Raw genomic sequence first — 10,753 nt, 5'->3', positions numbered from 1 at the left:
GAGAATCCCGGGGCGCCCACGGCGCCCCGGTGCGTCAAGGGCGCTGACCGCGCCCGGGGCGCCCAGCGCCCCCACCGGCCCGCGCAACGCGGGCCGGTGCCAAGCAGTTCCGCTTCTGTGCCGAACTGTCAGGCCAGTTCACAAACCCCTGACAGTCGGCTAGCGCACCTTCAGTACCTTCGCCCCCGTTGCCGAAGGTGCCGCTTCAGACCCCTCCGAACGGACCCGATCGGCGTGGCGCGCACCGCAAGAAGTCTTGCGGCCCGCGCGCCGATCCCAGGTCTTGACTGCCGGCCGCCGCCACCGAGGCGCCGGGTGTCGCGGAGAAGCGTTTGAAGAACCACCGTTCCCTGCTCCTGGCCGCCGGCGCGGCCGCCACCGTGCTGCTGACCACCGGCTGCGCGCAGCTGCAGCCCCCCGTGCCGCAGCCGCTGCAGGCCGCCGAGATCGAGTCGCAGCTGCAGCTCGACCGCGCCGCGGTGCGCCGCGACGTGGCGCCGCTGGGCGCGACGCTGACGCTCGACGAGGCGGTGGCCCGCGCCCTGAAGTACAACCTCGACCGCCGCGCCCGGCTGATGGAGCAGGCGCTCGCCGCGCAGCAGTTCGACGCCAGCCGCTACGACATGCTGCCCAAGCTGCTGGCCTCGGCCGGCTACAGCATGCGCGACAGCGACCGCATCTCGCGCAGCACCAAGCTCGACGGCACGCCCGTGTCCACCGACCCGCTGCTGTCGCAGGACCGCCAGCACCTCACCAGCCAGCTCGACCTGAGCTGGAGCATCCTGGACTTCAGCCTGGCGCGCTACGCCAGCGAGCAGGCGGCCGACCGCGTGCTGGCCGCCGCCGAGCGCCGGCGCAAGGCCACGCACCAGCTGGTGCAGGACGTGCGCGTGGCCTTCTGGCGCGTGGCCAGCGCGCAGCGCCTGAACGCCGACGTGCGCGCCAGCCTGAAGCTGGCCGAGGAGGCGTTGGCCGACGCGCGCCAGGCCGAGGTCGAGCGGCTGCGCTCGCCGCTGGAGTCGCTGCGCTACCAGCGCCAGCTCACCGAGAACATGCGGCTGCTGGAGTCCATCGAGCACGAGCTCGCCACCGCGCGCTTCGAGCTCGCGGCGCTGATCAACGCGCCGGTGATGCTCGACACCAGGCTGGCCGTGGACGACGAGCAGCCCGTGGGCGACCCGCTGGCGATGCCGGCGGAGGCGATGGAAGAGCTGGCGCTGGCGCAGAACGCCGACCTGCGCGAGCAGGTGTACCAGCGCCGCATCGCCGCCACCGAGGCCCGGCGCGTCATCGCCCGCGCCTACCCGAACGTCAGCTTCAACCTCGGCCCGCGCTACGACACCGACAAGTACCTCGTGCACAACGGCTGGGCCGAGGCCGGCGTGCAGGTGTCGTGGAACGTGTTCAACCTGCTGGCGCTGCCGTCGCAGAAGCGCGCCGCCGAGGCCGGCGTGGCGCTGGCCGACCAGCGCCGCCTGGCCGCGCACGTGGCCACCGTGGCCCAGGTGCACGTGGCGCGCGAGCAGCTGCTGGGCGCGCGGCGCCAGTTCGAGCGCGCCGACGTGCTGTGGCAGCTCGACGACAAGATCACCCGCCAGCTCGCCAGGCGCGAGCAGGCCGCCGCCGGCTCCAAGCTCGAGCGCGTGGCCGCGCAGACCACCACCATCGTCAGCCTGCTGCGCCGCTACCAGGCGCTGGCCCAGGTGCACGCCGCGCAGAGCCGGCTGCAGGCCACGCTGGGCGTGGACCCGCTGCCGCACAGCAGCGACGACCTGAGCCTGGAGCAGATCGCCGCCGAGGTGCGCGCGCAACTCTCCGCCAGGCCCGCGCCGGCCGCCGCCGCTCAATAAGCCACCCCCAAAGCGCGGCCGCCAGAGCCGCGCATTCGAACAGAGGAAAGCCATGAACCCGACCTTCTCCCAGCCCCTGGCCGCCGCCGCGCTGCTGCTGTCCGCGCTGCTGCCCGCGCTGGCCGCACCGCCTGCCGCCGCGCCCGCCGCGCCCGCCGCGCCCACCAAGGTGGCCCTGGCCCCGGCGGCGCAGCTCGCGCCGCAGCCCGCCGCCGCCCCGATCGAGGCCGGCCCCGAGGTGCGCGCGCAACTCTCGCCGCGGCGCTTCACGACCGTGGCCGCCGAGATCGGCGCGCGCGTGCAGCGCCTGGGCGCGAGCGAGGGCACCTCCTTCAAGGCCGGGCAGCCGCTGGTGAGCTTCGACTGCAGCCTGCAGCAGGCGCAGCTCGCGCGCGCCCGCGTCAACCTGGAGGTGGCCACCAAGCAGCAGGCCACGCAGGTCCGGCTCAACGAGCTCAACGCCACCGGGCGCCAGGAGCTGGAGCAGGCCGAAGGCGAGGTCGCCAAGCAGCGCGCCGAAGTTGCGCAGATGCAGGTGGTGCTGGGCAAGTGCTCGATCGCCGCGCCGTTCGCCGGCCGCGTGGCCGAGCAGAAGGTGCGCGAGCAACAGTACGTGCAGCCCGGCCAGGCGCTGCTGGAGATCATCGACGACACGGTGCTGGAGGTCGAGTTCATCATGCCCAGCCGCTGGCTGGCGCAGGTGCGCTCCGGCTCGACCGTGCAGATCGCCGTGGACGAGACCGGGCGCAGCTACCCGGCGCGCGTGCAGCGCGTGGGCGCGCGCGTGGACCCGGTGAGCCAGTCCGTGAAGGTCGTGGCCGCCATCGAGGGCCGGCCGGCCGAGCTCATGGCCGGCATGAGCGGGCGCCTGGTGATCCAGCGCGCGGCGCATTGAGCCCCCTGCCCGTCCCCATCGCCATCGCCATCGCCATCGCAATTTCCTGACTCCTGACGGGCACGCGCCACAAGCTGCGTGCCCGCAGTCGCTTCAAACACACCGTCCGCCGTACCCCCATGTCCAAGAAGCCCACCTGGAAAAAGCCCGCCTCGCCCCTGCCCCGCGCCTGGGCGCTGGAAGCGCGGCTGATGTTCGACGCGGCCGCCGTGGCCGACGCCGTGCAGAAGAGCACGGCCCAGGTGCTGCCGCGCGAGACGGCGGTGGCCGACAAGGCCGTGGCGGACCAGGGCGGCGCGGACAGGACGGTGAACGCGGCCGCGGCGGCGGCAACGACGGCCCCGGCCACGCCGCTGTTCGACGTGGCGCTGCCCGCCACCGTGCCCGCTGCCGCGCAGGCCACGATGGACAGCGCCGTGCGCGACGCCACCACGCGGCTGCAGGAGTGGCTGCGCCAGCCCGACGCGCAGGCGCAGCTGTTCGCGGCCTTCAACGGCGGCAAGCCGCAGCCGGATGCGGCCTGGCAGGAGCGCGCCGATGCCCTGGCGCGGCAGATCGCCGATGGCGAGTTCAGCGTGCGGGTGAGCCTGGCCTCGGCCGCCGACCTCAATGGCGCACGCGGCGCCTTCGTGGCCCGCGGGCCCGACGGCGTGCCGGTGATCTACGTCAACGGCGACTGGGTCCAGGCCGGCGCCGACGCGGCGTCGCTGACGCAGGTGCTGACCGAGGAGCTGGGACACGCCCTGGACACGGCGCTCAACGGCGACGCGGATACCGCCGGCGACGAGGGCGAGGCCTTCGCCTACCTGCTGGCCAACGGCACGCTGCGGCTGGAAGCCGTCAACGGCGCCGACGACCACGGCGCCATCCGCATCGACGGCCAGGCGTTCCAGGCCGAGTTCGCCAGCTACGCCTTCGTCAACGCGTACGCCATGGTGTACGACCTGAACAACAACGGCCAGGTGGACAGCCCGGCCGAGACCGCGGCGGAGAAGGAAAAGAACCTGCACAACTTCGATCCCACCAGCCTGGGCCAGGTGCGGGTCGATGACGGCGGCGGCAGCCGCTTCTTCAGCGGCAACGACGTGTCGGCCACGGCCCTCGTCATCGGCGGCCAGACCTACTTCGGCTGGATCAGCCGCCCGATCAAGGAGAACGGCGTCGTCAGGGGCTTCTACTTCTGGACCGACGCCAACTTCACCTCGCTGGCCGCGGCCCAGGCCGACGGCAACATGGACGGCGACGGCAACGCCGCCGACAACCGCGGCTTCCTGCTGGTGGTGGACCAGGCCTGGTTCAACGCGCGCCCCCGCATCAGCACGGGCGCCACGCTGATCGACAACACGCCGGGGAAGACCAGCTACGCGCAGGTCGGCTCGTCGTCGGACCGGGTGGACACGGCGCTCAACAACCTGGTGCAGGCGAACCTGTCACCGACCGCGAACCCGGACCTGGCCAACGGCACGAACGGCACCACCGCTGCCGTCGAGGCGGGCCACAACACGCCCACCGTCAACGCGGCGGGCAACGTCCTGGCCAACGACACCGACCCCACCGCCGACACGCTCGGGGTGGCGAAGGTCGGGGCGTCCGCGGCGACCCAGGTGGCCGTCTCCGGCAACACCACCAGCCTCAACGGCACGCCGGTGAGCGGCCGCTACGGCACGCTGACGATGGGGGCCGACGGCAGCTACAGCTACGCGGTCGCCAACGGCAACCCCGCCGTCGATGCGCTGCAGCTGGGTGGGTTCCTGCTCGACACCTTCACCTACACGGCCACCGACTACAAGGGCGGCACGGCCACCAGCACGCTGACGGTGCGCATCAACGGCAGCAACGACGCGCCCACGGCGAGGCCGGACTACAACTCGGCCAAGGAAACCATCACCGTCAGCGGCACCACCTATGCCGGCTACAACGCCACGGGCGACGTGACCGTCAACGACACCGACGTCGATGACGACGAGGCCAACAAGACCATCGCCGGCATCCAGACCACGGGAACGGCAGTCGTCGGCACGGTGACGGTGACCCCGGGCGCCGCAACGCTGAACTTCGTGGGCGACAGCGGCTTCACGGCCAACCTGGACAACAGGGCCCTGTACGTCAACGTCGGGGGCACGTACCGCGCCGTCTATGCCAGCAATGGGACGACGCAGGTCACGCTCGTGTCCAAACTCGAGACCAGCACCAACAACTGGACGATCACGCTCAGCGCCAAGCCCGGCTCGTACTACAACGCCGGCGGCAACGTGGCCATCACGGACCTCGCCAGCTTCTTCAGCACCCACAGTGGGGTCGGTTTCGAGGCCTCCACGGCCGTGACCGAGAACACCAGCGGCATGAAGACGGCCACGGTGGCCACCGCAACGAGCACCGGCACCACGACGCTGACGAACGTGAGCGGCCTGAGCGGGACCATTGCCATCGGCATGGACGTCGGCGGCACGGGCGTGCCGGCGGGCACCAGGGTCAGCGACCTGACCTACACCGGCGGCGTGCTCACCGCCATCAGGCTCGACAAGGAGCTGACCAGCACGGCCGGGGGCAACTTCACCTTCAGCAGGATCACCACCGCCAACCAGACCATTGCCGGCGCCCACGGCACCCTGACGCTCAATGCCGACGGCAGCTACACCTACGCCGCGACCGCCGACAACCCGTACCTGTCGGCCGGACAGTCCGCCGTCGAGGCTTTCGGCTACACCATGCAGGACAGCCGGGGCGTCACGAGCAGCAGCACGCTCTACATCACGGTCTACGGGGCCGGAACGAACGACCCCGTCGCCGCCAACGACGCGGCCTCGGCCACCGAGGCGGGCACGTCGGCCGGTGTGCCGGCCACGGGCAACGTCATCACCAACGACAGGTCCAGCAGCGCTGCCACCCCCGGCACCGGCCTGACCGTGACCGAGGTGGGCCTGGCGGGCGCCGCCACGACCACCAGCCTGGCCACGCCCATCAGCGGCACCTACGGCAACCTGTCGATGGCAGCCAATGGCACGTTCACGTACACGGTCAACGACGCCAACGGCACCGTCAATGCGCTCGCACCGGGCCAGAGCCTGACGGAGGTGTTCAACTACAAGGTCACCAACGGATCGGGCTTCACCTCCTGGGCTCGCCTGACCATCACGATCAACGGCGCCAACGACGCGCCCGTGGCCGTGGCGGACACGGCGTCGGTCCAGGAAGACGCGCCGGGCAATGCCGTCGGCTCGGTACTGGCCAACGACTCGGACGTCGACAACAACGACAGCCTGAGCGTCACCCGCGCAGGGACCACCACCGCCAACACCCTGGTGGCGGCCGCCTCGACCTCCGCCAACGGGCAAGGCATCCGGGGCGCCTACGGCGACCTGACCATCGGCGCGGACGGGACCTACTCGTACGCGCTGGACAACAGCCTGGCCGCCGTCCAGGCGCTCACGCCGGCCAGCACGCCGCTGCAGGACGTGTTCCGCTACGAGGTCTCCGACGCCAACGGCGGCAAGACGGTCGCGACGCTCACCGTCTCCATCACCGGCAGCTACGAGGCCCCGGTCAACAGCCATCCGGCGGCCGTCACCGTCATCGGCAACACGGCGTTCGCCTTCACGGGCGCCCACCAGATCAGCGTGGCCGACGCCGACGGCGACCTGGGCTCGACCACGCTGACCGTGGACCATGGCACGCTGAGCTTCAGCGGCACGCCGCCGTCCGGTCTCGTCGTCACCGGCAGCGGCACCGGCCAGCTGGTCGTCAAGGGCACCCAGGCCGACATCAACAGTGCCCTGGCCTTGCTGCGCTACGCGCCGACCCAGGGCTACATGGGCACGGACTACCTGACCATCCTGAGCCAGGATGCCCAGCACGCCAACGACAGCGACAGCGTCGAGATCACCGTCGGACCGCCGCTGACGCTGGCGGTCAGCGGCCCCGGCGCCCCGGTGTCGGAGGGCAGCACGGCGCTGTTCACCGTCACCCTGAGCTCGGTGCCGGCCGCCGCCACGGGCGTGCGGCTCGGCCTGCAGGACGTGAGCACGCAGGCCGGCGACTACAGCCTGGCCAAGGTGTACTACCTCGACAACCAGGGCGCGGAACAGGCCCTGACCGTCAGCGGCGGCGTGGTCACCGTGCCCGCGGGCATCACGGCTTTCCATGTGCGCGTGACCACCGCGGCCGACAGCCCGGCCGTGTTCGAAGGCGCCGAGAGCTTCCGGCTCACGGCCACGTTCGTGGACGCGACGCTGGAGGCGGCGGATCCCACGGCCGACAACACGGCCAGCGCCACGATCGTGGACGACGGCACCGGCACGGTGTTCAAGCCCGACGGCACGCCCGACACCACGGCCACCCGCGACGAGGACCGCACGCTGACGGTCAACAGCATCAGCGTCAACGAGGCCTCGCCGTACTCGGTGTTCACCGTCACGGCCAACGCGGGCCAGACGCTGAGCCTGGCGCTGTCCAACGGCACGGCCCACCCCACCGCCAGCGGCAACGGCATCGACTACGGCACCGGCGGCGCGGGCGCGGTGCAGCTGCAGTACTGGAACGGCCTGGCCTGGATTGACTACGCCGGCGCGTTCACCGTGCCCGGCACGGGCAGCGGCAGCACCACGCTTTTCGTGCGCACGGCCGTCCACCAGGACACCACGTTCGAGAACGCCGAGGACTTCAGGCTCACGGCCGCCTACACCTCGGGCAGCACCAGCAGCGCTGCCAGCAGCGCCACCGGCACCGCCACGATCAGGGACGATGCCACCGGCACCCTCTACACCGGCACCGTCACCGGCAGCACGCCCGACGTCGCCACCGGCGCGCTGGACAACGACCGCCCCACCGTCTCGGTGAACAGCGTCACCGTCAGCGAGGGCTCGCCCTGGGCGGTGCTGCAGGTCAGCCTTTCCAACCCCAGCACGCAGGCCATCGGCTTCACGCCCAGCCTGGTCAGCGGCACGGCCACCGCCGGCACCGACACCGGCGCCAGCGCCGACCTGCAGTACTACAACGGCAGCAGCTGGGTCTCGGCCGCCGGCGGCGTGACCATCGCCGCCGGCAGCACCAGCGTGCTGCTGCGCACGGCCATCACCGACGACGCCACGTACGAAGGCAGCGAGCAGCTCACGCTGAGCACCGGCGCCTTCACCGGCACGGTGACCAACACCGGCGCCGCCACCGGCACGATCACGATCAAGGACGACGGCTCCTCCACCCACACCTTCCCCGGCACCGGCACCTCGCCCGTGCCCGAGACGGGCGGCGCCGACGACGACCGCCCGGTCTTCTCCGTCAGCCCGGTCAAGGTCAGCGAAGGCGGCCAGGCGTACTTCACCGTCACGCGCACGGGCGCCTCGGCCGTGAGCCAGAGCGTCAAGGTCTCCACCGCCATCGCCCCGGGCGACACGGCCGGCAGCGCCGACTTCACGGCCGTGACCGACCAGCTGCTGACCTTCGCCCCCGGCGTCAGCACGCAGACCTTCTTCGTGCAGACCAGCGCCGACACCGCCTTCGAAGGCGACGAGACCTTCACGGTGACGCTGTCCGACGCCACCGGCGGCGCGCTGCTGAGCCCGACCCAGGCCACGGCCCGCGGCACCATCGCCGACGACGGCACGGGCACGGTCTTCAAGCCCGACGGCACCCCCGACGCCACCGCCACCGCCGACGACGACCGGCCGCTGGCCGTGGACGACCTCAGCGTCAACGAGGCCTCGCCCTACGCCGTGTTCACGGTCACCGGCGCCGCGAACCAGCGCGTGGCGCTGTCGCTGCGCAACGGCACGGCCAGCGACGCCGACCACGGCACCGCGCTGGAGGTCTACGACAGCGGCACCGGGCAGTGGAGCGCCTATGCCGGCAGCGCGACGCTGAATGCGTTGGGCAAGTTGCTGGTGCGCACCACGATCACGCAGGACAGCGTGTACGAGGGCCCGGAGAGCTTCGCCCTGGTGGCCGCCAACACCGGCGGCACCGAGGCGCTGGGCACCGCGGAGATCAGGGACGACGGCACCGGCACCCGGTACCCCGGCACCGTCACCCCCACCGGCGCGCCCGGCACCGACACCGGCGCGCTCGACAACGACCTGGGCGTGAGCGTCACGGCCCACGGCCCGGTCAACGAGGCCTCGCCCTGGGCGCTGTTCACCGTCACCGCCACGGCCGGCCAGACGCTGAGCCTGGCGTTGGGCAACACCGCCGACACCACCGACCGCGACGCCACCATCGCCGGCTTCACGCCGCTGCAGTTCTCCACCGACGGCAGCACCTGGACCACCTACGTTGCCGGCAGCGCGCAGCCCGTCGTGCCCGGGGCTTCGGGCACGGGCCAGGTGTTCGTGCGCGTGGCCATCGGCAGCGAGCAGGACGCCATCTACGAGGGCGATGAAACCTTCACGCTCACGGCGGCCACCGCCACCGGCGCGGGCGCCTCCGGCACCGCCGTGGCCACCATCGTGGACAGCGGCACCGGCAGCAAGTACCCGGGCGACGTAGGCACCGGCGGCATGCCCGACGCCGACACCTCGGGACTGGACAACGACGGCGCCCCGCTCGTCACGACCAGCGCCGGCGCGGCCGCCTTCACCGAGGGCGCCGACACCGCGTCGCTGGCCATCGCCGTCGATCCACAGCTGACCGTGTCCGACCCGGACAGCCTCACGCTGGCCAGCGCCCGCGTGGCCATCACCGGCCATTTCGTGGCCGGGCAGGACGAGCTGGCCTTCGCGCCCGGCAACCTGGACGTGGGCAACGTCACGGCCAGCTACGACGCCGCCACCGGCGTGCTCGCGCTGTCCTCCAGCGGCGCCACCGCCACGCTGGCGCAGTGGCAGGCGGCGCTGCGCAGCGTCACCTACCGCAACAGCAGCGACACGCCCGACACGGCCACGCGCACGGTCAGTTTCCGGGTCAACGACGGCGGCCTCGACAGCAACATCGCCACGCGCAGCGTGACGGTGATCCCCGCCAACGACACGCCCACCGCGCAGCCCGTGAGCGCCTCGGGCGACGAGGACACGACGCTGCCCGTCACGCTGTCGGGTGCCGACATCGACGGCACCGTCACGGGCTACCGCGTCACCACGCTGCCTCAGCACGGCACCCTCTACAGCGATGCCGCGCTGACCCAGGCCGTGACCACCAGCACGGTGCTCGGCGGCACGACGCTGTACTTCAAGCCCGACGCCAACTGGAGCGGCAACGCCAGCTTCCGCTACGTCGCCATCGACGACGGCGGGCTGAGCTCGGCCGAAGCCACGGCCAGCCTCGCCGTCGCCCCGGTCAACGACGCGCCCGTGGCCCGCCCGGACACCCTCACGGTGGCCGAGGACAGCAGCGCCACCGTGGTGGACGTGCTGGGCAACGACGACACCGGCCCCGACACCGGCGAGACGCTCACCGTCACTGCCGTCACGCAGCCCGCCGGCGGCACCGGCAGCGTCACGCTGGCCAACGGCGTGGTCCGCTTCACGCCGGCGCCCGACTTCTTCGGCACCACCTCGTTCACCTACACCGTCTCCGACGGCAATGGCGGCACCGCCACGGCCACCGTCAACGTCACGGTCACCCCGGTCAACGATGCGCCCGTGGCCCGCCCGGACACCTTCACGGTGGCCGAAGACAGCGGCGCCACCGTGCTCAACGTGCTGGGCAACGACGACACCGGCCCCGACACCGGCGAGACGCTGACCGTCACCGCCGTCACGCAGCCGGCCCACGGCGGCACGGTCACGCTGGTCAACGGCGTGGTCGCCTTCACGCCCGCGCCCGACTTCTTCGGCACCACGTCGTTCACCTACACCGTCTCCGACGGCAATGGCGGCACCGCCACGGCCACCGCCACCGTCACGGTCACGCCGGTCAACGACGCGCCCGTGGCGCGCCCGGACACCCTCACGGTGGCCGAGGACAGCGGCGCCACCGTGGTGGACGTGCTGGGCAACGACGACGCCGGCCCCGATACCGGCGAGACGCTGACCGTCACCGCCGTCACGCAGCCCGCCCATGGCGGCACGGTCACGCTGGT

General features: G+C 72.1%; 3 protein-coding genes. All 3 read left to right on the top strand.

What is annotated here, in order from left to right; all coding sequences use genetic code 11:
• Window positions 1–332 precede the first annotated feature (332 nt).
• Window positions 333–1,850: a TolC family protein gene (locus FJ694_RS35175; protein ID WP_157272172.1), complete on the top strand. Its 1,518-nt coding sequence runs from the start codon at window positions 333–335 to the stop codon at window positions 1,848–1,850.
• A gap of 52 nt (window positions 1,851–1,902) precedes the next feature.
• Window positions 1,903–2,745 (top strand): efflux RND transporter periplasmic adaptor subunit, encoded by an 843-nt coding sequence (locus FJ694_RS35170; protein ID WP_157272171.1) that lies wholly within the window; start codon window positions 1,903–1,905, stop codon window positions 2,743–2,745.
• Between the two features lie 119 nt (window positions 2,746–2,864).
• Window positions 2,865–10,753 (top strand): cadherin-like domain-containing protein (locus FJ694_RS37880; protein WP_157272170.1); only part of this gene is annotated, 7,889 nt, incomplete at its 3' end.

It is taken from the genome of Azohydromonas aeria, assembly GCF_009760915.1.
GTDB classification, from domain to species: domain Bacteria; phylum Pseudomonadota; class Gammaproteobacteria; order Burkholderiales; family Burkholderiaceae_C; genus Azohydromonas; species Azohydromonas aeria.
Note: the sequence above shows the minus strand (reverse complement) of the source record. Positions and strands in the feature narration are given on the sequence as shown.